General features: G+C 62.1%; 22 protein-coding genes, 3 tRNA genes and 1 pseudogene. 18 read left to right on the forward strand and 8 right to left on the reverse strand.

Translation table 11 applies throughout. The features are described from left to right. Window positions 1–4 precede the first annotated feature (4 nt). A complete protein-coding gene (locus tag J3P97_RS07695) occupies window positions 5–865 on the reverse strand; it encodes a pirin family protein (RefSeq protein ID WP_434653251.1) in 861 nt (286 codons plus the stop codon). A gap of 119 nt (window positions 866–984) precedes the next feature. Here J3P97_RS07695 and J3P97_RS07700 point away from each other — a divergent pair, with 119 nt between their 5' ends. After that, complete coding sequence (locus J3P97_RS07700) at window positions 985–2001, forward strand: amidohydrolase family protein (protein ID WP_434674517.1); 1017 nt, start codon at window positions 985–987, stop codon at window positions 1999–2001. A 209-nt stretch (window positions 2002–2210) separates the two neighbouring features. Then, on the forward strand, window positions 2211–2675 hold the full coding sequence (locus tag J3P97_RS07705; RefSeq protein WP_018610122.1) for a DUF3859 domain-containing protein: 465 nt from the start codon (window positions 2211–2213) through the stop codon (window positions 2673–2675). 194 nt (window positions 2676–2869) lie between these two features. Here J3P97_RS07705 and fabB read toward each other — a convergent pair whose 3' ends face one another. From fabB to J3P97_RS07730, 5 genes are all read right to left on the reverse strand, one after another. Next, a complete protein-coding gene (gene fabB / locus J3P97_RS07710) occupies window positions 2870–4090 on the reverse strand; it encodes a beta-ketoacyl-ACP synthase I (protein ID WP_434569400.1) in 1221 nt (406 codons plus the stop codon). Between the two features lie 11 nt (window positions 4091–4101). Next, complete coding sequence (gene fabA, locus J3P97_RS07715) at window positions 4102–4617, reverse strand: 3-hydroxyacyl-[acyl-carrier-protein] dehydratase FabA (protein WP_030138344.1); 516 nt, start codon at window positions 4615–4617, stop codon at window positions 4102–4104. 249 nt (window positions 4618–4866) lie between these two features. Next, window positions 4867–6768, reverse strand: a complete 1902-nt coding sequence (locus J3P97_RS07720; RefSeq protein WP_434569399.1) for an ATP-binding protein — start codon at window positions 6766–6768, stop codon at window positions 4867–4869. Beyond that, a complete protein-coding gene (locus J3P97_RS07725; protein ID WP_434673845.1) occupies window positions 6765–7697 on the reverse strand; it encodes an ABC transporter substrate-binding protein in 933 nt (310 codons plus the stop codon). Before J3P97_RS07725 ends, J3P97_RS07720 begins: the two co-directional genes overlap by 4 nt. Then, complete coding sequence (locus J3P97_RS07730) at window positions 7698–9857, reverse strand: TonB-dependent receptor plug domain-containing protein (RefSeq protein WP_434673846.1); 2160 nt, start codon at window positions 9855–9857, stop codon at window positions 7698–7700. Between the two features lie 164 nt (window positions 9858–10021). On the opposite strand from J3P97_RS07730, the gene J3P97_RS07735 reads away from it, so the two are divergent. The 9 genes from J3P97_RS07735 (at window position 10022) to pyrF (ending at window position 17189) form a co-directional block, all read left to right on the forward strand. Continuing rightward, entirely contained in the window at window positions 10022–11047 is a 1026-nt protein-coding gene (locus J3P97_RS07735) for an NAD(P)H-dependent glycerol-3-phosphate dehydrogenase (RefSeq protein WP_434673847.1), read from the forward strand. Window positions 11048–11077: 30 nt separating this feature from the next. Continuing rightward, the gene (locus J3P97_RS07740; RefSeq protein ID WP_434569395.1) at window positions 11078–11425 is read left to right on the forward strand and encodes a DUF4389 domain-containing protein; all 348 of its coding nucleotides are present in this window, start codon (window positions 11078–11080) and stop codon (window positions 11423–11425) included. After that, the gene (sixA, locus tag J3P97_RS07745) at window positions 11422–11874 is read left to right on the forward strand and encodes a phosphohistidine phosphatase SixA (protein ID WP_434673848.1); all 453 of its coding nucleotides are present in this window, start codon (window positions 11422–11424) and stop codon (window positions 11872–11874) included. Before J3P97_RS07740 ends, sixA begins: the two co-directional genes overlap by 4 nt. Window positions 11875–11923: 49 nt before the next feature. Continuing rightward, window positions 11924–12367 (forward strand): hotdog fold thioesterase, encoded by a 444-nt coding sequence (locus J3P97_RS07750; RefSeq protein ID WP_434673849.1) that lies wholly within the window; start codon window positions 11924–11926, stop codon window positions 12365–12367. A gap of 275 nt (window positions 12368–12642) precedes the next feature. After that, a complete protein-coding gene (locus J3P97_RS07755; RefSeq protein WP_434569392.1) occupies window positions 12643–13437 on the forward strand; it encodes an alpha/beta fold hydrolase in 795 nt (264 codons plus the stop codon). Then, on the forward strand, window positions 13434–14285 hold the full coding sequence (locus tag J3P97_RS07760; protein WP_434569391.1) for an alpha/beta hydrolase: 852 nt from the start codon (window positions 13434–13436) through the stop codon (window positions 14283–14285). Before J3P97_RS07755 ends, J3P97_RS07760 begins: the two co-directional genes overlap by 4 nt. A gap of 147 nt (window positions 14286–14432) precedes the next feature. Beyond that, window positions 14433–15239, forward strand: coding sequence for a DUF4892 domain-containing protein (locus tag J3P97_RS07765; protein ID WP_434673850.1), 807 nt, complete (start codon window positions 14433–14435; stop codon window positions 15237–15239). Between the two features lie 60 nt (window positions 15240–15299). Further along, complete coding sequence (locus tag J3P97_RS07770) at window positions 15300–16337, forward strand: AI-2E family transporter (protein WP_434603211.1); 1038 nt, start codon at window positions 15300–15302, stop codon at window positions 16335–16337. A 153-nt stretch (window positions 16338–16490) separates the two neighbouring features. Next, the gene (gene pyrF, locus J3P97_RS07775) at window positions 16491–17189 is read left to right on the forward strand and encodes an orotidine-5'-phosphate decarboxylase (RefSeq protein WP_434569389.1); all 699 of its coding nucleotides are present in this window, start codon (window positions 16491–16493) and stop codon (window positions 17187–17189) included. A gap of 149 nt (window positions 17190–17338) precedes the next feature. On the opposite strand, the gene J3P97_RS07780 is transcribed toward pyrF, so the two are convergent. After that, window positions 17339–18343, reverse strand: a complete 1005-nt coding sequence (locus tag J3P97_RS07780; RefSeq protein WP_434603213.1) for an NADP-dependent oxidoreductase — start codon at window positions 18341–18343, stop codon at window positions 17339–17341. 225 nt (window positions 18344–18568) lie between these two features. On the opposite strand from J3P97_RS07780, the gene J3P97_RS07785 reads away from it, so the two are divergent. The 4 genes and pseudogenes from J3P97_RS07785 to J3P97_RS07800 all read left to right on the forward strand — a co-directional run bounded on the left by J3P97_RS07785 (window position 18569) and on the right by J3P97_RS07800 (window position 23016). Next, the gene (locus tag J3P97_RS07785; protein ID WP_434603215.1) at window positions 18569–19330 is read left to right on the forward strand and encodes an SDR family oxidoreductase; all 762 of its coding nucleotides are present in this window, start codon (window positions 18569–18571) and stop codon (window positions 19328–19330) included. A 210-nt stretch (window positions 19331–19540) separates the two neighbouring features. After that, window positions 19541–20938 carry a PLP-dependent aminotransferase family protein gene (locus J3P97_RS07790; RefSeq protein WP_434673851.1) on the forward strand — a complete coding sequence of 466 codons (1398 nt, stop codon included), beginning with the start codon at window positions 19541–19543 and terminating at the stop codon, window positions 20936–20938. Between the two features lie 1022 nt (window positions 20939–21960). Then, a pseudogene (locus J3P97_RS07795) lies at window positions 21961–22107 on the forward strand (HAMP domain-containing protein); the annotation flags it as partial. Window positions 22108–22311: 204 nt separating this feature from the next. Next, the gene (locus J3P97_RS07800; RefSeq protein ID WP_434674518.1) at window positions 22312–23016 is read left to right on the forward strand and encodes a methyl-accepting chemotaxis protein; all 705 of its coding nucleotides are present in this window, start codon (window positions 22312–22314) and stop codon (window positions 23014–23016) included. 227 nt (window positions 23017–23243) lie between these two features. On the opposite strand, the gene J3P97_RS07805 is transcribed toward J3P97_RS07800, so the two are convergent. Beyond that, window positions 23244–24002, reverse strand: coding sequence for a hypothetical protein (locus J3P97_RS07805; protein ID WP_305496076.1), 759 nt, complete (start codon window positions 24000–24002; stop codon window positions 23244–23246). 371 nt (window positions 24003–24373) lie between these two features. Here J3P97_RS07805 and J3P97_RS07810 point away from each other — a divergent pair. The 3 genes from J3P97_RS07810 (at window position 24374) to J3P97_RS07820 (ending at window position 24708) form a co-directional block, all read left to right on the forward strand. Then, a tRNA-Glu gene (locus J3P97_RS07810) sits at window positions 24374–24449 on the forward strand. A 2-nt stretch (window positions 24450–24451) separates the two neighbouring features. Beyond that, window positions 24452–24527, forward strand: a tRNA-Gly gene (locus tag J3P97_RS07815). Between the two features lie 105 nt (window positions 24528–24632). Then, a tRNA-Glu gene (locus J3P97_RS07820) sits at window positions 24633–24708 on the forward strand. Window positions 24709–24711: the final 3 nt, after the last annotated feature.

Raw genomic sequence — 24711 nt, forward strand, 5'->3', positions numbered from 1 at the left:
GAAATCAGGGCAATTCGATCCGCTCGCTTTCCCCCGGCACAGTCGGCCAGTCCCCGGCCGCCCAGCGCCGGCGGGCTTCATCGATACGGGCCGGGTCGCTGGCGACGAAATTCCAGTTCATCCGCCGTGGCCCGTCCAGCGGTGCCCCGCCGAACAGCACGGCATGGCAGTCGCTGCTGGCGAACAGGGCCATCTCTTCTCCGGCCGGCAGGATGACCAGCGAATGAGGCTCCAGCGGCTCACCGTCCAGTTGCGCCTCGCCGCTCAATACATAAAGTGCACGCTCTTCATGCTCGGTGGGGATCAGCAATGTCGTCGCGGTTTGCAGGGTCAGTTCGGCATACAACGTAGGCGAGAGCACCGGTACCGGCGATTCCAGGCAAAAGCCTGACCCGGCAATCATGCGGATGCTGACGCCCAGGTTCTCGCTGACCGGCAGGGTCGGTGCCGGATGATGGCTGTAGTGCCCGGGCCCCTGCTCATGAGACTGGGGCGAGGCCAGCCAGACCTGCAGGCCATGCATGACAAAAGCGCTGCCCAGCAACGACTGCGGAGTACGCTCGACATGGGCGATCGCGCTGCCCGCCGTCATCCAGCTGACATCCCCGGCATCCACTACCTGGTCGGAACCCAGGCTGTCCTTGTGCTGGAGTTTTCCTTCGAACAGGTAGGTGAGGGTGGATAACCCGATGTGCGGGTGCTGGCGGATGTTCATGCCTTTGCCCGCCGGGTAGGTGGTTTGCAACATATGGTCGAAAAACACGAAAGGCCCGACGCTGCGGCATTTGGCGGACGGCAGCGGGCGAAGAATCGGCTGGCCCTCCACGTCTTCTGCGCGGGGACGAACGATCAGGGGAGCGGTCATGGTGTCTTCCAGGTTGAACGACGAATGCGCAAAGCATAACCCGAGGCTACAGCGGACGGCAGCGCTGGCTGAACCCAGGCGGGACGGATGGGTCTATGCTGCTTATGGCTTTTCGGAGACTGCCTGTGCCCTTGACCCGTTTGATCTTCATTTGGCTGCTGGCTGTTTCGAGCACTGGCGCTGTGGCTCGCGAATACACCTACAGTGATGCGCACCTGCACTACGTCGACTTCTTCCAGGAATCGGCCGGCATGCCCAAGTTGCTCAAGGCCATGGCGGACAATCGCATCGAGCATGTGATGATCTCCGGCGTGCCGGTGGCCAAGAAATGGCATGAAGACGAACCCAAGCGCCCGCGCTATTACGCCGGTGACGATGCTGACGCCTATTGGTACAGCGCCACCGATGTGATTGTGGCCGCCGCGGTAAACAAACTGCCCGCCGAACAGCGGCAGTACTTCCATCCGTTCCTGTCCGGCTTCAATCCCAATGACAAGAACTCCGACGCTCATATCCAGCGCATGCTCGACCTGTATCCGGGGCTGTGGCAAGGCATCGGCGAAGTCTTCACCCGCCATGATGACCTGACGGCGCTGACCTCCGGCGACACACCGCGCGCCAACAACGAAGCGATGACGCGGATCTATCACCTCGCGGCGGAAAATGACCTGCCGGTGATGCTGCATTCCAACATCACCTCCAAGCGTGAGAAAAATCCGCTGTACCTGGCGGAGGTCGAAGAGCCGTTGCGCAATCATCCCCATACGCGATTCATCTGGGCTCATGCCGGCACCAGCATGGAAATCCATCGGCACCAGACTCGGCTGGATTTCCTGTTGCCCACCCTGACGCGGATGCTTGAGTCTTATCCCAATCTGTTCATCGACCTGTCCTGGAGCATGCTCACGCCGTATTTGCTCGACGAGGCGGGTAAGCCCCGCGAGGAATGGGTAAAACTGGTGGAGCGCTTCCCGGAGCGCTTCATGGTCGGATCTGATGTGGTCGGACGCTTCAACAAGCTGGGCAAGGAGCTGCACAGCTTCGACCCGTTCCTTGATGCCTTGCCGGAAGATGTCGCGAGGAAAGTGGCGCGGGATAACTTTCTGGCGGTGTTGCCGCGCTCAGTGACCCGCTAAGTCCGTTTTTGTGGCGAGGGAGCTTGCTCCCGCTGGGCTACGCAGTAGCCCAAAAATCTGGCGACTGCTGCGCAGCCGAGCGGGAGCAAGCTCCCTCGCCACAGGTCAGCCATAACCCAGGCCATTGGGGGCATGGCGAACATCGCTTTGTCATCAGGCTGTCACTCCCGCGTCATACCCTCGCGCTCATCTCAATCAAGGAGCGCACTATGCATCTCACCCGTTCAAGCGCACTGGTCGCGCTGTTGTTGACCTGCGGCCTGGCACAGGCCGAAGTCCGTGTCGAAGGTCCGGTGGAATACGGTGTCTTCGAAGGGCCGCAAGCCGAGTTGCAATCGGGCGAGCGGGTCTTGCGGCGCAGCAATGAGCAGATCCGCCAGACCGAGAGCGTACCGGCAAAGCTGGGCACCAAATTTGGCATGCGCTACCAGCTGGCCGGCAAGGTCGCGGATGACCAGCCGTTGACCCTGTTGTATTTCACCCCGGGCATCCGTACCCCCGATGGCGTGCGCCATGACAAATTCGAAGTCATCCAGAAGCTGGTGCCTGGCGCGCCGCAGGATGTGATGGCCTACGAATTCACCGAAAGCCACGAAGTGGTGCCGGGGGAGTGGCGATTCATGGTGTTCCAGGGTGATCGGTTGCTGACGCAGCAGCGGTTTGTCGTGCGCTGAACCTTCATTTGCCCAGATCAAAAATGTTGGAGCGAGCCTGCTCGCGAAGGCAGGGCGACAGTCAGGGAATCGTTGCCTGACACTCCGCTTTTGCGAGCAAGCTCGCTCCCACAAATGAACCCAGGCACATTTGCCGGACAAAAAAACGCCCCGAACCAGTCGGGGCGTTTTTTTGTGCGGCGTAGCAGCGGGACTTACTGGCCCTGCCAGCGCTTCATCACCAGGGTGGCGTTGGTGCCACCGAAGCCGAAGCTGTTGCTCATCACGGTGTTGATAGTGGCGTTTTCGCGAGTCTTGGTCAGGATCGGCAGGTCGGCCACTTCCGGGTCAAGCTCGTCGATGTTGGCCGAACCGGCCATGAAGTTGCCTTCCATCATCAGCATGCAGTAGATCGCTTCGTGAACGCCGGCGGCGCCCAGGGAGTGACCCGACAGGCTCTTGGTGGAGCTGATGGCCGGGGCCTTGTCGCCGAACACTTCACGTACGCCCTTCATCTCCGCGACGTCGCCGACCGGAGTCGAGGTGCCGTGGGTGTTCAGGTAGTCGATTGGCGTATCGACGGTGGACATGGCCATCTGCATGCAGCGCACGGCACCTTCGCCGCTTGGCGCGACCATGTCGTAGCCGTCGGAAGTGGCACCGTAGCCGACGATTTCCGCATAGATTTTCGCGCCACGGGCGAGGGCGTGTTCCAGTTCCTCGACCACGACCATGCCGCCACCGCCGGCGATGACAAAACCGTCACGGTCGGCATCGTAGGCACGGGAAGCTGTCTGCGGGGAGTCGTTACGCTTGCTGGACAAGGCGCCCATCGCGTCGAACAGGAACGACTGGCTCCAATGTTCTTCTTCGCCGCCGCCGGCGAAGACGATGTCCTGCTTGCCCATCTGGATCTGCTCGACCGCGGTGCCAATGCAGTGGGCACTGGTGGCGCAGGCGGAGGAGATCGAGTAGTTCAGGCCCTTGATCTTGAATGGCGTGGCCAGGCAGGCCGACACGGTGCTGCCCATGGTCCGCGTGACGCGGTACGGGCCGACACGCTTGACGCCTTTTTCGCGCAGGATGTCCAGCGCTTCCATCTGGTTCAGGGTCGACGCGCCACCGGAACCGGCGATCAGGCCGGTGCGCACGTTGGAAACCTGCTCGTCGGTCAGGCCGGAGTCAGCGATGGCGTCCTTCATGGCCAGGTAGGCATAAGCTGCCGCGTGGCCGACGAAACGGTAGATCTTGCGATCGATCAGCTCTTCGAGATTGAGGTCAATGGAGCCGGAAACCTGGCTACGCAGACCCATTTCGGCGTATTCCGGGTTGTACCGGATGCCAGGGCGACTTGCACGCAGGTTAGCGGAGACGGTCTCTTTGTCATTGCCCAGGCACGAAACGATGCCCAGACCAGTGATAACGACGCGGCGCATGCGGATAACCCTTAGAAGTTGTCAGTGGAGGTGAAAACGCCGACCCGAAGGCCTTCGGCGGTGTAGATCTCGCGACCGTCGACAGCCACCGAACCATCGGCAATGGCCATGTTCAGCTTGCCCTTGAGGACGCGTTTGATATGAATGTTATAGGTAATCTTCTTCGCGGTCGGGAGCACTTGACCGAAGAACTTCACCTCGCCCGAACCCAGGGCGCGACCGCGACCCGGCAGGCCCTGCCAGCCAAGGAAGAAGCCGACCAGTTGCCACATGGCATCCAGGCCCAGGCAGCCCGGCATCACCGGGTCACCTTCGAAATGGCAGGCGAAGAACCACAGGTCCGGAGTGATATCCAGCTCGGCGACCAATTCACCTTTGCCGTACTTGCCACCCTCGTCGCTGATATGGGTGATGCGATCCACCATCAGCATGTTCGGGGCGGGCAGTTGCGCGTTACCTGGGCCGAACAGCTCACCGCGACTGCAGCGCAGCAGATCTTCCCGAGTAAAGGCGTTTTGTTTGGTCATGCGAGCTCCTCAATAGTCCCATGCGGCAGGGTGGGGCAAATCTTCCCGGCCGATCGAAGCGTTCATGCCTCGAGTCGGCAGCCTACTCATAGACTATTGCGTTGTAGTGAAAGTCACAGCACACGGGAAAATGAATGTACACCTGTGCACTGAAATTGTTATTCGTTTCCCGATCGAGACTTGTCCGGGTGCTTAAGACTGCCGCACTTTCGCCTTTCACGCCAGTCACAGATGGTCCGGGGCCCCGGATCAACGTACCCAGCGCTGCAAAATCTGCTGCAGGTCAATTCTTTTGAATGGCTTGGCCAGGTAATCGTTCATGCCTGCGGCCAGGCAGGCTTCACGGTCGCCCTGCAACGCGTTGGCCGTCAGGGCGATGATGGGCACCTCGGCACAGCCCGGCAACTGACGGATCTGTCGCGTGGCTTCGTAGCCGTCGATCACCGGAAGCCGGCAGTCCATCAGGATGACTTCGAAAATCAGGCTTTCGGCGCTGCGCACGGCCTGGGCGCCATCGGTGGCGACGCTGACCGTGAAGCCCAGGCTGCGCAGCATGGCTTCGATCACGGTCTGGTTGACCGGATTGTCTTCCACCAGCAAGACGTTGCGGCCCTCGCCATCATTGCCGCCACCGGGCGCGCGCGGGGCCAGGGTCGGCGGAGACTGCCGCGACAGCGCGAGCGGGATTTCCAGGGTGAACACCGAACCTTGGCCTTCCACGCTCTGGGCCCGCAGTGTGCCGCCCATGCGTTCGGCCAGGGTGCGCGCGATCGGCAGGCCCAGGCCCGTGCCGCCATAGCGGCGGGAAATCGAACTGTCGGCCTGCTGGAACGCATCGAACATGCGCTCCAGGCTGTCGGCCGGGATGCCGATCCCGCTGTCGCGTACCGTGCAGGTGAACCACAGCAGTTCATGATCCAGCGCCTGCCACTGGCATTGCACGGTGACGCGCCCCTGGTCGGTGAACTTCAGTGCGTTGCCAATCAGGTTGACCAGGATCTGGCGGATCCGCGTCGGGTCGCCTTGCACTTGCAGGGCCCGCATGTCGTCGGGGATCAGCAGGTCCAGGCCCAGCTTGCGTTGCGCGGCGCTGTGCTGGAACGACTGGGCGCAGCTGCCGACCAGTTCCGCCAGGTTGAAAGCGATATGTTCAAGTTCCAGGGCCGAACGTTCGATGCGCGAGAAGTCGAGAATGTCGTTGATCACCTTCAGCAGGTGCTCGGTGGATTCCGAAGCCAGCGCGGTGTACTCGTGCTGCTCGTCGGTCATCTGGGTGGTTTCCAGCAACTGCAACATGCCCAGGACACCATTCATGGGCGTGCGCAGTTCATGGCTCATCATGGCCAGGAATTCCGATTTGGCGCTGTTGGCCTTTTCCGCTTCCTCGCGGGTCTGGATCAACTGCGCCATGGCTTGCTGCTGTTCGCGGCTGGCCTGCTCGAGGCCGTCGGCCAGATTGTTGATGTGCCGCGACAGAGCGCCCAGTTCGCCGTCGTCGACGATCGGCAACGGGGTGCTGTAGTCGCCTTGCTGGATCGCCTTGACCGCGTTGCCGATGTCGCGGATCGGCTGTGACAGGCTGGCGGCCAGTCGGCGCGCCACCAGGAAGGTAAAGAGCAGGGCGAACAACGCCAGGATCGCGGCCTTGAGCAGGATCTCCTGCTGGCGCTCGCTGAAGGCATCACTGGACATGCCGACGATCACGCGGCCCAGGTAGTCTTCGCCGGGCGCCTCGGTGGACGGGCTGGTGCCTTGCAGGAAGTCATTGTTCAGCGCAATGCGTTGCAGGCGAACCGGAGCCTGGAACACCTCCACCTGCCGCGAGTGGTTGCGCGTCTGCGCCGGTTGCTCGACGTACACGAGGATCCGCTCCGTGCGGTCCTGGACTTCCAGGAAGCGTACATGAGGGGTGGCCAGGGTGGCGGTGAGCAAACTTTCCAGCACTTCGTTGTTGCCGGAAATCACCCCGTATTCCGCAGCCGGAGCCAGTTGGTTGGCGATCAGTTGCCCGGTGTGGTTGAGTTCCTGGCGCAAGTCCTGGATTCGCACGAAGGTAAAGAAGCTGATCAACAGCACGGTCAGCAACAATGCCGGGCCGAGGGCAATGAGCTGGGTGCGGGTATTGATATCCCAACGTCGACGCAAGGTCATGGGCGGTGTTCTCCTTCTGCCAACTGCGCAGCGACGGCTTCGGCATCAATCGGTTCAATGCCCAGCGAGCGGGCGACCTGCTGGTTACTCATGACTTTGAAACGGACCGGATACAGCGTGCGCGGCCAACTGGCGGTGGGACGGTCGAGCAATTCGTCGAGGATCGCCAGCCAGTCGTCCTGGTCGCTGTAGGTGCTGGCCAGGCTGCCGGCCCTGACAAACGCGGCGCTTGGCCCGATCAGCGCGCGTTGCCGGGCGTAGCTGCTGAGCAGCAGGTTCTTCACGGTCTTGGGGTTGTAGAGGTCGGGGTCATCGAGGCCCAGCAGTACGTCGCTGCGGCCCAGCAGGTTCTGCAAGGGACGGTTGTCGCTGCTGTCGTCCCAGCGTTCGCTGACGATTTCCAGGCCCAGCGGCATGGCTGCCTGCTGGATGTCCTTGAGCAGGAATTCGCTGTGCCGGTCGAACAGCACGCCGACCCGCCGCACTTGCGGCAGTACCCTGCGGATCAGTTGCAGTTGCCGCGCCATGGGCGGATCGCTCCACAGCAGGCTCAGACGCTCAGGCGTTGCCTCGCCCAGGCGTTCGTATGCCTGCAAGCGACTGATGCGCAGGACCAGCGTGGCCGGGCCGTGGTTTTTTTGCAGGCGCCAGTCGAGGCTTGGCGGATCAAGCAGGACCAGGCGCACATCGCCGGGCAGGCGGTCCGGCGACGGCAGGCTGGCCAATGGCGCGAACCGCACGTTGTCTTGCGGGCGTCGGGCTTGCAGGGCCTGGGTGAACGATTGCACGCCGGGGGTATCCTGGGCGCCGGTCAAGAGAATCTCGGCGGCCCGGGCATCAAGGGTCGTCAGCAGACTGACAAACGCCAGGCACAGGAGTAGCGGCAGGCGGCCACGGAGGGGCGTCTTGCGCGGTTGGTCCGCAGACATCTAGAACGACAGCTCCGCGCTGAAATACAGGACGTGACGGGCGTCGTAGCGATTGTCGGCGAACGTGGTCGGCTGGTTATCGAGGCGCTGCTGCACGATACCCGCCAGCTCCAGGCTGGCCTTGCCCAGGGGGATCCGCTTGGCGACGCGGGTATCGACCCGCTCGTAGCGGTAGCCATTGAGATCGTCGGCCCCGTAATAGAAAACCGCGCTGTTCCAGCCCTGGCCCCAGTCGTGCAGCCATCCGGCCGAGCCGCTGTTGCGGGCGGTCAGTTGTTCGTCGAGAGGATTGCTGGCCTGGGCATCGACGTAGGCATAGGTCAGGCGCAGGCGATCGGCGCTGGTCAGGCGCCAGTCGAGCTGGGTCTCGGCACCGTCGAACTGCGAGTCGTTGGCATTGCTGGCGATGTACTGGTTGTTGCGCAGCGGTTCGCTGATCATGCCGGTGATTTCGTCATGGAACAGCTTCACATCCACCGTCAGGCCCAGGTCCATGAAATAACCGTTGTAGCCCAGCTCTCGCGAACGCATGTGCTCCTGCTCGAGGTTCCCCGGGCCGCGCGTGCGGACGAAATAGCGCGCGCTGTCCTGGCCGAACGCGGCGGGCCGCAGGTTGGTGACCTGGTAGCTCCAGTTGACGTTGTTCTCGAACATGTCTGGCGAGCGCACCGCTTCGGAGTACACCGCCCGAAGCCCGTGTCGCGGGTTGATCAGGTAATTGACCGCGACTCGCGGGGTCAGTGAGCTGCCGGTCAGGCGGGTGTCTTCGAACATCGCCCCACCCTGTAGCAGCCAATGCTCGCTGGCGCGCCATTCGAGTTGGCCGAACAGACGCCAGGTGGTGTCGTCCAGCGTGCCATCGAAGTACGTCTCGGAGTCGGCCCGGTCGTAGCGATAATTCGCCCCGGTGACCAGGCGCAGGCTATCGGACAGGCTCAGGGTGTCCTGGATTTCCAGGTCGTAACGTGACTCCCGGGCGCTCTGGTCGATGTCGCCGCACAGGGTTCGCGAGGCACCGTTGCGCCATTGATCGATTACCTGGTTGGCCAGCGCCTGTTCCTGGGCCGTGCCGGCAGGTGCCCCTGTGCCAAGGAAGCTTGGAATATTGCGCGCCAGCTTCTCGGCGTAATTCGGGTTGAGCTGCCAGAGGTCGGTCAGTTGCGGGCTGAAGGACACCTCGGCATCGCAGGCGCGCCAGGTCTGCTGGCGATCCCAATGCTGGATCGAGCCTTGTACATAAAGACTGTGGTTGGGGTCCAGGTCGAGGTTCCAGCGCAACGAACCGGCGTAGTCCTTGGCAATGACATCAGAGTTGTCCCCGGCCGCGGTTATCCCGGCGAAAACCGGGCGATAGGTATAGGGCCGCTGGTTGCTGCCCTCCTTGGCGCTCAGTTGCCAATCGATGCTCTGCCATTCGTCCAGGGCCTGGCTGACGGAGAGGTTGATGCGGTTCAGGCGCCGACTGTCGCGGTAGTCCGCGCCGTTGCGGTCACTGTCGAAACCGTCGTCTTCCTGGCCGGACAAGGACAGGCGCATATCGCCATTTTCCCAACCGCTGCCCTGGCTGGCGTACCAGTCGCTGATGCCACGCTGGCCGCGGGTCATTTTCAACCGGGTGCCGTGGCTACCTGCCGGGGCGCGGGTGATGATATTGACGACTGCCATCAGCGCATTGGCGCCGTAGCTGACGGTGTTGGGGCCGCGGAAGACTTCGATCCGGTCGATGTCTTCCATGGCGACCGGAATGTCACTCCAGTCCACCGTGGCGAGGCCGGCGCGGTACACCGAGCGGCCATCGATCAGCACCTGCATGCGTCGCGCTTCGCTGGCGTTGGTGCCGTGGTAATTCACCGTGGCCTGGTTGCCGCTGAGGTTGCCGACCATCATGCCCGGCACCAGGCGCAACAGTTCGCTGATGTCCCGGGCACCGCTGGCCTTGATCAACTCGCTGTCAAGCACGGTCATGCTGCCCGGCACCGCCGCCGGCGACTGTTTGAGGCGCGTGGCGGTGAGTACCTGGGGCAGGGGCTGGTTGTCCACGAACAGATCATCGGCAACCACGGAGGGGCTGATGACCAGCGCCAACAGCAGTGATGAACCTGGACGGGAAGGGCCAACGAACACGGCACAGCCTTTGATTGAAGGAGGGATGGCGGGCATGTTAACCGAGCCGTGCGACTTTTCCATTCACGTTGACAGCATTTTCCTCGCAATTGATTGTCAGCTTGCTACTGCCATCGGTAATTGCTGGCGGGGCTGGTCGCGGTTCGGCTGCTCCGTATAATGCCGGGCATTGCCACTTGGTATGGAAGAGCGGATTGCATATGACTGAACAGCGCCCGATCGCGGTCCTGGGAGGCGGGAGTTTCGGCACCGCCGTGGCTAACCTGCTGGCGGAGAACGGCCACGCGGTGCGCCAGTGGATGCGTGACCCGGAGCAGGCCGAGGCCATCCGGCTCAACCGGGAGAATCCGCGTTACCTCAAGGGCATCAAGGTTCGCCCTGAAGTGGAGCCGGTCACCGATTTGCAGGCCACGCTCGAGGGCAGCGATCTGTTCTTCGTTGCCTTGCCTTCCAGCGCCCTGCGCTCGGTGCTGGCGTCCCACGCCGAACGCCTGAGCGGCAAGTTGCTGGTGAGCCTGACCAAAGGCATTGAGGCGCAGACCTTCAAGCTGATGAGCGAGATTCTTGAGGAAATCGCCCCCAAGGCGCGCATCGGCGTGATTTCCGGGCCGAACCTGGCGCGGGAAATCGCCGAGCATGCGCTGACCGCCACCGTGGTCGCCAGTGAAGACGAGGAGCTTTGCCGGCGGGTCCAGGCCGCCCTTCATGGCCGAACCTTCCGGGTCTATGCCAGCGCCGATCGTTTCGGCGTGGAGCTGGGCGGGGCGCTGAAGAATGTCTACGCGATCATCGCCGGCATGGCGGTCGCGCTGGGCATGGGCGAAAACACCAAGAGCATGCTGATCACCCGGGCGCTGGCGGAGATGACCCGTTTTGCCGTCAGCCAGGGTGCCAACCCGATGACATTCCTCGGGCTGGCCGGGGTGGGCGACCTGATTGTCACCTGCTCTTCGCCCAAGAGTCGCAACTACCAGGTCGGCTTCGCCCTCGGCCAGGGCCTGAGCCTGGACGAGGCCGTGTCGCGCCTGGGCGAAGTGGCGGAAGGGGTCAATACCCTCAAGGTCCTCAAGGCCAAGTCCCAGGAGACCGGCGTGTATATGCCGCTGGTCGCGGGACTGCACGCCATTCTGTTTGAAGGGCGCACGCTGGAGCAGGTCATCGAACTGTTGATGCGTGGCGAACCGAAGACCGATGTCGATTTCATTTCCACCAGCGGTTTCAACTGATTCCGTATCGACCGCAAGCAGGAGCGAACCATGAACGATCCGAAAGGGCAGCCACAATACGAATCCATCCTGCTGCGTGTGCTGTGGATGGTGATTTACCTGCTGGTCTGGCAGGTGGCGCAATTCATCCTCGGCGCCGTGGTGCTGGTGCAATTGGTTTATCGACTGATCTACGGCGCACCCAGCGCCAGCCTGATGAATTTTGGCGACAGCCTGAGCCAGTTCCTCGCGCAGATCGGCCGCTTCGGCACTTTCCACAGCGACCAGAAACCCTGGCCCTTCGCTGACTGGCCGACCCCGCGGACACCGGAAGGCGAAGCGCCTCACACCGTGGCGCCGGCGCCGCACCCGGTCCGTGACGAGGAGCCGAAACTATGAAACTGTGGGTATTGCGTCACGGTGAAGCCGAGCCGCACGGGGCTCGTCCGGACCCTGAGCGGGTATTGACGGTCCATGGCCGCGAAGAGGTGCTGCGCAGCGCCGGGCAGTTGATGGCTGAGCCGTTGCGGGCCATTTATGCCAGTCCCTACGTGCGTGCCCAGCAAACCGCGCAACTGGTGCGTGAAGCCCTGGGGTCCGAGCCAGAGTTGATCACGGTCGACTGGCTCACCCCGGAGACCCGGCCGGCCGATGTGTTGAAACATCTGGAGGACCAGCACGACGTACTGCTGGTCAGCCACAACCCGCTGGTGGGCAGCCTGCTGGGCTTGTTGCAGCACGGCCACCTGCAGCAACCTGAACAGGTGCAAACGGCCGGTCTGGCGGAGCTGGAAGGCGACTTGCCGTTGGCCGGCTCGATGAAACTCAAGAGCCTCAGGCATCCCTGAGAAACCGCTTGCGGGCGGGCAAAACAAAAAATCACGAAGGAAGGGCACGATGAGTCTTTGGCGCACCACCCCCAACATCGAACAACTGAACGCCGCCGGTAAAAATACCATCAGCGAAGTGCTGGACATCCGTTTTGAATCCTTCGATGACGAATCCCTGACCGCGAGCATGGTGGTCGATCATCGCACCCACCAACCGTTCGGGTTGCTGCACGGCGGCGCGTCGGTGGTGCTGGCCGAAACGGTCGGATCCATGGCCGCCTACCTGTGCGTGGACACCAGCAAGTTCTATTGCGTCGGCCTGGAAATCAACGCCAACCACCTGCGTGGCGTGCGCAGCGGGCGGGTCACCGCGACGGCTCGCGTGGTTCACCTGGGCCGCACTACGCAGGTCTGGGACATTCGCCTGGTCAATGATGATGGCAAGGTCAACTGTGTATCGCGCCTGACCATGGCGGTAGTGCCGCTGGGCGAGCGGCCGCCGGCGCGTTGATTGCCTACGGGGACGTCTTCGTGGCGAGGGAGCTTGCTCCCGCTGGGCCGCCAAGCGGCCCCCGGTCAATTGACTCGCGCAGCCTGACATACCGCGTCGCCTGGCTTCGGGCCTGCTGCGCAGGCCAGCGGGAGCAAGCTCCCTCGCCACGGGTGCAGCGGGGCAGGGCGCCATATCCCAACCCCGACTGTCATCATTCCTGTCAGTTACGGTCATTGCCGGGCTATCGGGTTCTGCGGACAATCGGTGGCAGTTCTCGCAACGGATCGGCCAACATGTCGCAACAGGTGTTTTTCGCCCACGCCAATGGTTTCCCCTCGGCTACCTACGGCAAGCTGTTCGCCGCGCTGGCGCCGCAATATGAGGTCGCGCACCTCGAACTGCACGGTCACGACCCACGGTTTCCGGTGGACGACAACTGGAACAACCTGGTGGACGAGCTGATTCATCACCTGGAGCAGCAACCGGAACCGGTGTGGGGCGTCGGGCATTCCCTGGGCGGTGTGTTGCACTTGCACGCGGCGTTGCGTTGCCCTCGGTTGTATCGCGGCGTGGTCATGCTCGATTCCCCGGTGCTGACCCGCGCCGACCGATGGCTGATCCTGGCCGCCAAGCGCATGGGGTTCATTGATCGCCTGACCCCGGCCGGGCGGACCCTGGGACGACGCGAGGAATTCAGCGACCTGGCTTCGGCGCGGGCCTATTTTGCCGGCAAAACGCTGTTTCGCGGTTTCGACCCGGAATGCTTTGAAGCTTATCTGCAACATGGCTTGCAACCCGTCGGTGACCGGTTGCGGCTGCGCTTCGACCCGGCCACGGAGATCAGCATCTACCGTGGCGTGCCCCATACCCGCCCCGCGAGGGCTGGAACACTCCAGGTTCCGCTGGCGGTAGTACGGGGCCGGCAGAGTCGCGTGGTGATGCGTCATCACACGCGTGTGGTGGGGCGCATGCCGCAGGGTGAATCCCTGACCATGCCCGGTGGCCACATGTTTCCCCTCGAATATCCCCAGGACACGGCCAACCTGCTCAAGGACCTGCTCCAGCGCTGGCAAGGGCCTGACGCATGAACGCCGTCGAAGAGGTTCGCCTGAGCTTGCCCCATATCGAACTCGCCGCCCACCTGTTCGGACCGGAGGATGGCCGGCCGGTGATCGCGCTGCATGGCTGGCTGGACAACGCCAACAGCTTCGCCCGGCTTGCCCCACGGCTGGAGGGTGTGCGGGTGATTGCCCTGGACATGGCCGGCCACGGTCATTCCGGACACCGCCCGCCCGGGGCCGGTTACGCCCTGTGGGACTACGCCCATGATGTGCTGCAAGTGGCCGAGCAATTGGGCTTGAAACGTTTCGCGTTGTTGGGGCACTCCATGGGCGCCATCGTTTCGCTGGTGCTGGCCGGCTCTCTGCCGGAGCGGATCACGCACCTGGGCCTGATCGACGGGGTGATTCCGCCTACAGCCAAGGGCGACAATGCGGCGGAGCGGATGGGCATGGCCCTGCAGGCGCAGCTGGATTTGCAGGAAAAGCGCAAGCCGGTCTACACAACCCTCGACCGAGCCATCGAAGCGCGCATGAAAGGGCTGGTGGCGGTCAGTCGCGAGGCTGCCGAGTTGCTCGCCCAGCGCGGCCTGATGCCAGTGTCGGGCGGCTATACCTGGCGCACCGACAACCGCCTGACCTTGCCATCGCCACTGCGCCTGACCGATGAACAGGCCATGGCGTTCGTGGCCCGAGTCGCCTGTCCAGCGCACCTGGTGGTGGCAGCTGACGGCATGCTGGCCCAGCATCCGGAGTTGCTGGAACGTCTACCCTTCAGTCATGAGCGGTTGCCTGGCGGTCATCATTTGCACCTGAACGATGAGGTCGGTGCGGCTCTTGTAGCAGACTGTTTCAATCGGTTCTTCAGCGTTTCTTGACTTGCGCCGGGCAACTGTCGAGGCTTGGCGGGTGGAAAGGGAGCCAACCATGACAGAAAACCATACATTCGCCTTGCTGCGCATCAGCATTAAAAGACGCCTTCGCGTCGCGCGGGTCCAGGCACAGTCGATCCGATGAAACTATCCATGTATTCATTCGCCCTGCTGGCGCTGGCCGCTTTCGGTCCGGCCGCCCTGGCCGCCGATGTGTCCGGCAGCCAGGACCTGGCGCGCGTGCCGCGGATGCCCGACGCGCAAATCGTCGATTACAAGCAAACCAGCGACCTTGAGCGTATCTACCCGATGGGCTCGATCCGCAGGATCAGCGGCCAGCTACGCTTCGATGGGCAGGTCGACGCCCGCGGCAACGTCACGTCGGTCACCTATGAATTACCGCCGGAGCACACCGCCACCCAGGCTTTTACCGCTGCTCGCGAAGCATTGCAGAAGCAGGACGCCGAGCTGCTTTTCTGGTGCCAGGCGCGTGATTGCGGTGAAAGCAGCCTGTGGGCCAACCAGGTGTTTGGCAATGCCAAGCTCTATGGTGCCGACAGCGGCCAGGCCTATCTGCTGTTGCGCCTGGCGCCGCCGGCGGACAACACGCTGATCGCGCTGTATGCCATCACCCGCGGCAACCGCAAGGCCAACCTGCACGTCGAACAGTTCGAAGCGAACGCTCCCCTGGGGGATCTGCTGCCGACATCTGCGACGTTGCTGCGCCAGCTCAAGGACACCGGCGTGCTGGATCTGCCGCGTCTTGCCGGCGAGCCGGACGACGCCTGGCAACGCTTGCTCTCCCGGGCGCTGAACCTGGACACCGGCCTTCGGGTCAGTATCGCCGGCCCGCAGGCCGAGGTCTGGCGCCAGGCCCTCATTGGCCAGGGTGTGCGGGCCGCGCGCATGGAGACGTCCAGCGATGACGCGAAGGGTCTGCACCTTGAACTGTTGCGATAAGCTGTTTCAGGGATGCACCCTACGCCGTTGACCGGCCCCGTTAATTTTTCGAGACCTTTCATGCTCAATAACGATCGGCTATTGGTGCAGATCCTGCTGCTGGTGTTGTTCGGCGCAAGCCTCTGGGTGATGGCGCCATTCTGGTCGGCGCTGTTCTGGGGCGCCGTGCTGGCTTTCGCCAGCTGGCCGCTGATGCGCTTGCTGACCCGCTGGGTCAACGGGCGTGAATCCCTCGCCGCGGCGTTGCTGACGGTCGGCTGGATGTTACTCGTGGCGGTGCCGCTGGTGTGGCTGGGGTTCAACCTGGCCGATCATGTGCGCGATGCCACGGCGTTCATCAGGGATGTCCAGGTCGACGGCCTGCCCGCCGCGCCGGAATGGCTGGCTGGTGTGCCGCTGGTAGGCGGGCGGCTGGTGACGCTCTGGGACAGCATCGATCAACAGGGCGCGGCGATGATGGTGTCCATCAAGCCGTACCTCGGAAGGGTCGGCAATTGGTTGCTGGCCCGCAGCGCGCAAGTAGGCGGCGGTATTCTCGAACTGACGTTGAGCATCGTGTTCGTGTTCTTTTTCTACCGTGATGGCCCACGCCTGGCGGCCTTTGTCCAAGGCTTGCTGGAGCGGTTGATTGGTGACCGGGCCGGGTACTACGTTGACCTGGTGGCCGGTACGGTGCAGCGGGTGGTCAACGGCGTGATCGGTACCGCGGCGGCCCAGGCCGTGCTCGCGCTGATCGGTTTCCTGATCGCGGGCGTGCCGGGAGCACTGGTGCTTGGTATTGTCACTTTCCTGCTCAGCCTGATTCCCATGGGCCCGCCGCTGGTCTGGATCCCCGCCACGGCCTGGCTGGCGTGGAAGGGCGAATACGGGATGGCGGTGTTCCTCGGTATCTGGGGCACCTTCATCATCAGCGGCGTGGATAACGTGCTCAAGCCTTACCTGATCAGCCGTGGCGGAAACCTGCCGCTGGTCATCGTGCTGCTGGGGGTTTTCGGCGGGTTGATCGCCTTTGGTTTCATCGGCCTGTTCATCGGTCCGACGCTGTTGGCGGTGGCGTACAGCTTGCTGACGGATTGGAGCAAGAGCCACGCGCGCTAGGACTGCAGGTTGACCTGCGGCGCGGTGCGGGTAATCAGCCAGTTGGTGAAGATCAAAGTCGGGGCTGGATGACGATTTACGATCATCGGGTCCCGCACGGGCGCTGGTTCCGCTACAATGCGCGCCGATTTCGACTTGCCTGAGAGCCCGCTCATGTCCGCCTGCCAGACGCCTATCATCGTCGCCCTGGATTTCCCTACCCGTGACGCCGCCCTGAAGCTGGCCGACCAGTTGGACCCCAAGCTCTGTCGGGTCAAAGTCGGCAAGGAACTGTTCACCAGTTGTGCTGCGGAAATCGTCGGCACCCTGCGGGACAAGGGCTTCGAGGTCTTCCTCGACCTGAAATTCCACGACATCCCCAACACCACCGCCATGGCCGTCAAGGCCGCTGCGGAGATGGGTGTGTGGATGGTTAACGTGCACTGCTCCGGTGGCCTGCGCATGATGGCGGCGTGCCGGGAAGTGCTGGACCAGCGCAGCGGTCCGAAACCGCTGCTGATCGGCGTGACCGTGCTGACCAGCATGGAGCGTGAGGACCTGGCGGGAATCGGCCTGGACATCGAGCCCCAGGAGCAGGTGTTGCGTCTGGCGGCGCTGGCGCAGAAGGCCGGCATGGACGGTCTGGTCTGTTCGGCCCTGGAAGCCGGCGCCCTGAAGACGGCCCACCCGTCACTGCAACTGGTGACCCCGGGGATTCGTCCAGCGGGCAGCGCCCAGGACGACCAGCGCCGTATCCTGACTCCGCGCCAGGCACTGGATGCCGGTTCTGACTATCTGGTGATAGGCCGTCCGATCAGCCAGGCCGCCGATCCGGCCAAGGCCTTGGCGGCGGTGGTGGCCGAACTGGCCTGACGGCCACCTGTGGTTCAACTCTGCTCACCTCACCTGTGGGAGCGAGCCTGCTCGCGAAAGCGGTATGTCAGTCAAGCTGATATTGACTGACACGGCCCCTTCGCGAGCAGGCTCGCTCCCACAGTTGTTTTGCGGTAGATCCGCGAGCGTCAGACCTTCAACACCAACTTCCCGAAGTTCTCCCCGCTGAACAGCTTGGTCAGCGTCTCGGGGAAGGTCTCCAGACCTTCGACAATGTCTTCCTTGCTCTTGAGCTGCCCCTTGGCCATCCAGCCGGCCATTTCCTGCCCGGCGGCGGCGAATTGCGCGGCGTAGTCCATGACCACGAAACCTTCCATGCGTGCGCGATTGACCAATAGCGACAGATAGTTGGCCGGTCCTTTCACCGCTTCCTTGTTGTTGTATTGGCTGATCGCGCCGCAAATCACCACGCGGGCCTTCATATTCAGGCGGCTGAGCACCGCGTCGAGGATGTCGCCGCCGACGTTGTCGAAATACACATCCACGCCTTTGGGGCATTCGCGCTTGAGGCCGGCATGGACGTCTTCGCTCTTGTAGTCGATGGCGCCGTCAAAACCCAGCTCATCAATGAGAAACCGGCATTTATCGGCACCGCCGGCAATGCCGACCACGCGACAACCTTTGATTTTGGCGATCTGCCCGGCGATGCTGCCTACCGCACCAGCGGCTCCCGAGAGCACTACGGTTTCGCCGGCCTTGGGGGCGCCGACATCCAGCAGGGCGAAGTAGGCGGTCATGCCGGTCATGCCCAGCGCGGATAAATAACGCGGCAGCGGCGCCAGGTTCGGATCTACCTTGTAGAAACCTCGTGGCTCGCCGAGGAAATAATCCTGCACGCCCAATGCACCGTTGACGTAGTCCCCGACCGCGAAGCCCGGATTGTTCGACGCGACAACCTGGCCTACGCCCAAGGCCCGCATGACTTCGCCGATGCCGACCGGCGGGATATAGGACTTACCCTCGTTCATCCAGCCACGCATGGCCGGATCCAGAGAAAGGTATTCGTTCTTCACCAGGATCTGACCGGCTGCCGGTTCGCCGACCGGCACTTGTTGATAAGTGAATGTCTCGCGGGTCGCGGCGCCTACCGGGCGTTTCGCGAGCAGGAACTGGCGGTTGATCTGGGCAGTCATGGCTTGCACTCAAGATGAATGAAGCCTTGTTGATAGACCCTCGGGGACTTGGCCGCAAGGTTTGCCGACACAGCGAATGCACGTCGATCCAACCCGGTGATGATGCGGACGGGGCTGTCATCACTGGCATCCATGAATATCCAACCGGCATTTGCATAGTGCTGCCGTAGTAGCGCGGGCGATGACTATATTCAGCGACTCCCGTAACTCTTCGAGGCATTGACAATGAGCATGACGTTTTCCGGACAGGTTGCCGTGGTGACGGGCGCGGCAGCAGGCATTGGCCGCGCCACCGCGCAGGCGTTCGCGGCGCAAGGCCTGAAAGTGGTCGCGGCGGACCTGGACGTGGCCGGCGGCGAGGGCACCGTGCAGTTGATTCGCGATGCCGGTGGCGAGGCGGTGTTCGTGCGCTGTGACGTGACCGTGGAAAGCGATGTGCAACGTCTGATGGACGAGGTGATCAGTGCCTACGGTCGCCTGGATTACGCATTCAATAACGCCGGCATCGAGATCGAGAAGGGCAAGCTGGCCGATGGCACGCTGGACGAGTTCGACGCGATCATGGGGGTCAACGTCAAAGGCGTCTGGCTGTGCATGAAGTATCAATTGCCGTTGCTGCTGGCCCAAGGGGGCGGCGCTATCGTCAATACGGCCTCGGTGGCCGGGCTAGGGGCTGCGCCGAAAATGAGCATCTATGCAGCCTCCAAGCATGCGGTGATCGGCCTGACCAAGTCGGCCGCCATCGAATACGCCAAGAAGAAGATTCGCGTGAATGCGGTCTGCCCGGCGGTCATCGACACCGATATGTTCCGGCGCGCCTACGAGGCGGACCCGAAGAAAGGCGAGTTCGCCAATGCGATGCATCCTGTGGGGCGTATTGGCAAGGTCGAGGAAATAGCCAGCGCGGTGCTGTACCTGTGCAGCGACGGGGCGGCATTCACCACCGGGCATTCGTTGGCCGTGGACGGCGGGGTCACGGCGTTCTGACCGTCAGGGTTGCAACCCTGTACGCAGGACTAAGCCCGCACTGGATGCGGGCTTTGTTTTTTCTGGGGAAGGTTCACTTGATGGACCGATCAATGTATTTCAAAGAATGAGAAGCAGACGTTTTCACGCCGTTGGCTTACATCGTCCGATCCGGCCCTGTGCTTAACTGTTTGTGAACGCAAACACATACGCTTAGGAGCTTGGTTACTCATGGAGTTGAGAATCGACCGGCAGGCCCTGGTGCCTGTCGTGCAGCAAATTGTCGACGCGCTGGCCAGCCGGATCCGCCAGGGTGTGGTACCGCCAGGAGCCCGACTGCCGTCCATCCGACAGTTGGCGCGGGAAAACCTGCTAAGCCAGGCGAGTGTCCACGAGGCTTGCCAGCGGCTGGTGGCCCAGGGGTTGCTGGCATCTCGTCACGGCTCAAGTTTTCTGGTTGCCTCAGGCCCCTTGGCATGGCATGAGCCTGTCGATCAGTTTTGGCCGCCGGGCATTTCTGACCAGCAGGCGGGATTGGGGGACGGTTTGCCAGGGCCACTGGAGTTGGGTGGCGGCGGGTTGCCGGAGAGTTGGCGTGAAAGCGATGACCTTGGTTATGCGATCCGTCAGGTCTCTCGAACCGACATGGCGGGGCTGTTCAACTACAGCACGCCGATGGGGCTGCTGGCACTGCGGGAGCAATTGTCCAGGCGCCTGAAACAGTTTGATATCAACGCTGATGAAAACCTGGTCCTGACCACGACGGGGGCAAGCCACGGGCTGGACCTGATCGTGCGGACACTTCTGCAACCAGGGAGCTGCGTCGTGGTGGAAAGCCCGGGTTATTCGAAACTGTTCGACCTGCTCCGGCTGCACAAGATCGACATGGTCGAACTGCCGAGGACTCCCCACGGCCCGGACATCGCTGCGCTCGAATGTCTGTTGGCGATGCATCGCCCCAGTGCCCTGTTTATCAACAGTGCCTGCCACAACCCGACCGGCAGCAACCTGTCCCTGGCCGTGGCCCAGCGGTTGCTGGAGCTGGCGAAAGAGCACGCCATGCTGGTCATCGAGGACGATGTCTATGCCGACTTCCAGGGTTCGACGCGAGTCCGACTGGCCGCTCTGGATGCCGATGTGATCTACCTCGGCAGTTTCTCGAAAACCCTCAGCAGTTCTTTGCGAGTCGGCTTCGTGGCAGCCAGGTCCTGCGTTATCGCGCGCCTGAGCGAGGTCAAGGGAATAACCAGCATGGGCGGGTCGCGATTCTGTGAAGCGGTGTTGACCAATCTGTTGGCCAACGGTGCCTACCGAAAACTGGTCCAGCGCCAGCGACAGCGGTTGAATGCCGATATGGCTGTAACGTTGGAGTTGCTCGACGAGACCGACTGGGAAGTGTTTGGCAAGCCGGCGGGAGGGCTGTTCATCTGGGCGCGTCCGCCCGTTTGCGACTATGCCAGGTTGCAGCGTCTGGCCAGGTACTGCGGCATCCAGCTGTCCTCGCGTACGGCGTTCAGTCCTTCAGGCACCGACACTGACTGGTTGCGGATCAACGTGGCTCATGCCCGAGACCCCAAGGCGCTGGCGTTTTTCCATGCCACGGCTCTGGATCGACCTCAAGTGTCCTGAAAACGACGCGGCTGTAGCTTTTTGCCATTATTCCGACGCAGGCATCTTGTGTTGCGAGGTGTCTCGTTGCGAATCTGCAAGCAACACACACTGGCAGAGGACTGGGCGCAATGATTACGGCCGTGCAAGGACGTTTTGCCAACCTCGGTATGGCGAAAAAACTGGGCATCGGGTTTTTCCTGGTGTTGCTGCTCACCGCGTTGGTGGCGGCCATCGGTGTCTGGTCCCTGCAAACCATCAGTCAGCGTTTCGATGGTTTGAAACAGATGTCGTCCCTCAACAGCGGGTTGCTCAAGGTCCGGTTGCTTGAGCAGGAATACGCCTCGCGCTCCGACCCCAAGACGGCCGATGCCTTGCGCCAGGGTGTCGATGCATTGGTTGCCCTGGCGAATGAGCTCAAGGCGCAATCGGCTGCCAATGTACCGGTGATGAATGAAGTGGAGCAGGCTCTGGCGGCGTATCGCAAGGCGTTCGATGAGTTTGTGGATCTGAGCCAGAGCAAGGACCTGGCCCTGGAAATGGCCAGTTGGTCGGTTTCCAGTGTCGCCAACAACCTGGATGTGTTGCAGGCGGGTCTGGCCGATGACGGCGCCTATACCTTGAAAGAGTCCGAAGGCAAGGACGGTGCGGAATTCATCGAGCAGGCCAACCAGGTCAGCGAGGTCTCGCGGCTGATGCTGCAGGCCATGAACGAAGCGCGGGTTCGCTTGGACCAGAGCCGTAAAGGCAGCGAGGAGAACGCTGGGCAAGGCAACATCGAACAGGCCGAGCAGGCCATGAAACTGGCCGAAGTACTCAAGGGCGCGGTCAAGGATCCAGGTTACCAGACCGTACTCAACGAAGTGGCCGGGCACATCGGCGGATTTAATCAGCAGTTGGCCGAATACACCGGTTTGCTGGCCAAGGAGAAAACCGTCTACCAGCAATTGCATGAGCGTGCCGATCAGGTTGTGGCGCGGGTCGACCAGGCCTACAACGCCGAAGACAGTGCAATGCAGGCGGAGCTGAAGAAAAATTCGCTGATGATCGTCGGTTCGTCGGCCCTGGCCCTGCTGGTGGGATTGATCGCTGCCTGGCTCATCACCCGGCTGATCGTTACGCCGCTGCGCAGTGTCATTCGCGTCGCCCAACAGATTGCTTCAGGTGACTTGAGTGCCAAGGTCGATGTGACACGTCGGGATGAGATCGGCCAGTTGATGCTGGCCATGCAGCAGATGGCGGCCGGCTTGAGCAGCATCGTCAGCGGCTTGCAGGCCGGCATCGAGCAATTGGCCAGCTCGGCACAGTCGCTATCGTCCGTGACCGAGCAGACCAACCTTGAAGTCAGCAGCCAGAAGGAGGAAACCGAGCAGGTGGCCACGGCCATGAACCAGATGACCGCCACCGTGCATGACGTGGCGCGCAACGCCGAAGAGGCCGCGCAAGCAGCCCAGACCGCCGACGACAAGGTTGAAAGCGGCCAGCGGGTGGTGCGCCAGAGCATGGTGCGTATCGAACAACTGGCTGATTCGGCCACGTCGGCCAGCACCAGCATCGAAAGCCTTAGCGCCGAGATACAGAACATCGGCACGGTGCTGAGCGTGATCAAGAGCGTCGCCGAACAAACCAACCTGCTGGCGCTCAACGCCGCTATCGAGGCGGCCAGGGCTGGCGAGCAGGGCAGGGGTTTTGCCGTGGTGGCCGATGAGGTGCGAGCCCTGGCCAAGCGTACGCAACAGTCCACCGAGGAAATCGAGCGATTGGTCAGCGCCCTGCGCTCGGCCGCACAGGCCTCCGTACAACAGATCCAGAGCAGCGGCGAATTGGTCAAAATGGCCGTCAGCGATGCGCTGCAGACTGAAAGCGCACTGGGCAGCATCGCGGCGGCGGTGTCGTTGATCCAGCAGATGAACCAACAGATCGCGGCGGCAGCCGAGCAACAGAGTTCGGTGGCTGAAGAGATCAACCGCAGTGTTACCAGTATCCGTGCCAGCGCCGATCAATCGTCCATGGCCATGCAGGGCAATGCCGCTTCAAGCATTGAGCTGGCACAGCTGGGGAGCGAGTTGAAGGGGATGGTGGGGCATTTCAGGTTGTGAGTGTGGGGCTGCACTGATCGCCTTCGCGAGCAGGCTCGCTCCTACATTGGATCTTTGGTATGCGCTGCATCATGTGCGACACCAGACCCTGTGGGAGCGAGCCTGCTCGCGAAGGCGGCGTGTCAGGCACTGAGATGCTGGATGTGCTGGCCTCTTCGCGAGCAGGCTCGCTCCCACCCACAGAGAAATGTGTTTGCACAAGAAACGGGCGGGCTATCAGTCCGAACTCAATCGTAGACTTTCTTCTTTTTCCACTCGTCGTTCGCTTCGTCTTCCTTCAACCCTTCAGTCAACTGGTTAACCTCGCCCTCGACCGGCTGGGTGCTGGCAAGGACCTGGGCGTTGGCGCGGGCCAGAAGCTTCTCCAGATAGGCCAACTGTTCGGCATAGACCTGCGGCTCCTGCTGTTTGCGCAGGTATTGCACGCCCCGCTCGAAGGCCAGGCGGGCCTGCCCCGGTTGCTCCTGTTGCAAGGCTTGCTGACCGAGATTGTTGAAGAACTCGATGTGCAGCAGCACCAGCAGGTGCCGCACTTCACGGATCCAGCGCTTGGCCTCGTTGGGCGGCAGGAAGCCATCCTGCGCGGCGCGGGTGATCTGGCCGTGCAACGCTTCGAGCAGAAACCGCACATCCTTGGCCTTGGCCTCGGTTTGTATCGGTGCCGGCGGGTTGCTTACCGGAATCGACTCACCCTGAGCAGCCAATGCGGAGAGTTCATCCAGGCGAGCCTTGACCGCAGCGTTGGACTTTTCAAGATTGAGCAAGCGCTGGCAGACATTCATCTCCAGGCGCGTCATCAGCAATTTCAGGGCCGGGGTCATCAACTGGCCGGGGAAGGTTTCCGTGAGCTCGCCGCAACGCCGCAAGCGGTCGTTGAGTTCGACTTTGGTGCGGGCCTTCTCCAGCTTGTTGTTTTCCACCACATGGTTCATGTAGCCAATGGCGATCAACAGTGCGATCCCGGCTACGACGAGCAGGGTGATCATGAGTGGTGTCACCGGTAAGACCTCTTTATTAGCGTTCGCATGTCATGAGTGTAGTGGCTTGGCTTTTAAGCGCATAGGCCCGAGCGACGCGATTAGACGGGCGACGTACTGTTCACGCGGCGCGTAGCGGAGTAGATGCACATTGCCACTATTTGTCGGGCGCGACTATAACCCCTTGGCGTGCGACAGAATATAGGCGCCAGAGAGCGGACGGGGAAAATCCGCGAATCCTCCTCAAACCGGGCGAAGTCATTGATTTAAATAAATTTATATTCGGGGGTTGACGACCCTCCAATCCATCCATAGAATGCGCGCCACTTACAGCGTAAAGCACTCAGCCAAACGCGATAAGCAGTGAATGTTGTACGTGTGTCCCCTTCGTCTAGTGGCCTAGGACACCGCCCTTTCACGGCGGTAACAGGGGTTCGAGTCCCCTAGGGGACGCCAATGCGGGAATAGCTCAGTTGGTAGAGCACGACCTTGCCAAGGTCGGGGTCGCGAGTTCGAGTCTCGTTTCCCGCTCCAATTTTAAACAGCGTTGCTTTCGGGCAGGGCTGAGTGAAACCAGAGCCGACATCTTCGGATGCGGATTTGGGCACTGGGATACACACCATGTGTTCCAGTTAGCGTGTCCCCTTCGTCTAGTGGCCTAGGACACCGCCCTTTCACGGCGGTAACAGGGGTTCGAGTCCCCTAGGGGACGCCATTT

Origin of the sequence: Pseudomonas sp. R1-15 (assembly GCF_051132085.1) — a bacterium.
Taxonomy (GTDB): domain Bacteria; phylum Pseudomonadota; class Gammaproteobacteria; order Pseudomonadales; family Pseudomonadaceae; genus Aquipseudomonas.

Bases quoted from the DNA above. Each gene is read 5' to 3' on its own strand.
- J3P97_RS07695 (WP_434653251.1), bottom strand. From the start codon at position 865: ATGACCGCTCCCCTGATCGTTCGTCCCCGCGCAGAAGACGTGGAGGGC.
- J3P97_RS07705 (WP_018610122.1), top strand. From the start codon at position 2,211: ATGCATCTCACCCGTTCAAGCGCACTGGTCGCGCTGTTGTTGACCTGC.
- fabB (WP_434569400.1), bottom strand. From the start codon at position 4,090: ATGCGCCGCGTCGTTATCACTGGTCTGGGCATCGTTTCGTGCCTGGGC.
- fabA (WP_030138344.1), bottom strand. From the start codon at position 4,617: ATGACCAAACAAAACGCCTTTACTCGGGAAGATCTGCTGCGCTGCAGT.
- J3P97_RS07720 (WP_434569399.1), bottom strand. From the start codon at position 6,768: ATGACCTTGCGTCGACGTTGGGATATCAATACCCGCACCCAGCTCATT.
- J3P97_RS07725 (WP_434673845.1), bottom strand. From the start codon at position 7,697: ATGTCTGCGGACCAACCGCGCAAGACGCCCCTCCGTGGCCGCCTGCCG.
- J3P97_RS07730 (WP_434673846.1), bottom strand. From the start codon at position 9,857: ATGCCCGCCATCCCTCCTTCAATCAAAGGCTGTGCCGTGTTCGTTGGC.
- J3P97_RS07735 (WP_434673847.1), top strand. From the start codon at position 10,022: ATGACTGAACAGCGCCCGATCGCGGTCCTGGGAGGCGGGAGTTTCGGC.
- J3P97_RS07740 (WP_434569395.1), top strand. From the start codon at position 11,078: ATGAACGATCCGAAAGGGCAGCCACAATACGAATCCATCCTGCTGCGT.
- sixA (WP_434673848.1), top strand. From the start codon at position 11,422: ATGAAACTGTGGGTATTGCGTCACGGTGAAGCCGAGCCGCACGGGGCT.
- J3P97_RS07750 (WP_434673849.1), top strand. From the start codon at position 11,924: ATGAGTCTTTGGCGCACCACCCCCAACATCGAACAACTGAACGCCGCC.
- J3P97_RS07755 (WP_434569392.1), top strand. From the start codon at position 12,643: ATGTCGCAACAGGTGTTTTTCGCCCACGCCAATGGTTTCCCCTCGGCT.
- J3P97_RS07760 (WP_434569391.1), top strand. From the start codon at position 13,434: ATGAACGCCGTCGAAGAGGTTCGCCTGAGCTTGCCCCATATCGAACTC.
- J3P97_RS07765 (WP_434673850.1), top strand. From the start codon at position 14,433: ATGTATTCATTCGCCCTGCTGGCGCTGGCCGCTTTCGGTCCGGCCGCC.
- J3P97_RS07770 (WP_434603211.1), top strand. From the start codon at position 15,300: ATGCTCAATAACGATCGGCTATTGGTGCAGATCCTGCTGCTGGTGTTG.
- pyrF (WP_434569389.1), top strand. From the start codon at position 16,491: ATGTCCGCCTGCCAGACGCCTATCATCGTCGCCCTGGATTTCCCTACC.
- J3P97_RS07780 (WP_434603213.1), bottom strand. From the start codon at position 18,343: ATGACTGCCCAGATCAACCGCCAGTTCCTGCTCGCGAAACGCCCGGTA.
- J3P97_RS07785 (WP_434603215.1), top strand. From the start codon at position 18,569: ATGAGCATGACGTTTTCCGGACAGGTTGCCGTGGTGACGGGCGCGGCA.
- J3P97_RS07790 (WP_434673851.1), top strand. From the start codon at position 19,541: ATGGAGTTGAGAATCGACCGGCAGGCCCTGGTGCCTGTCGTGCAGCAA.
- J3P97_RS07800 (WP_434674518.1), top strand. From the start codon at position 22,312: ATGACCGCCACCGTGCATGACGTGGCGCGCAACGCCGAAGAGGCCGCG.
- J3P97_RS07805 (WP_305496076.1), bottom strand. From the start codon at position 24,002: ATGATCACCCTGCTCGTCGTAGCCGGGATCGCACTGTTGATCGCCATT.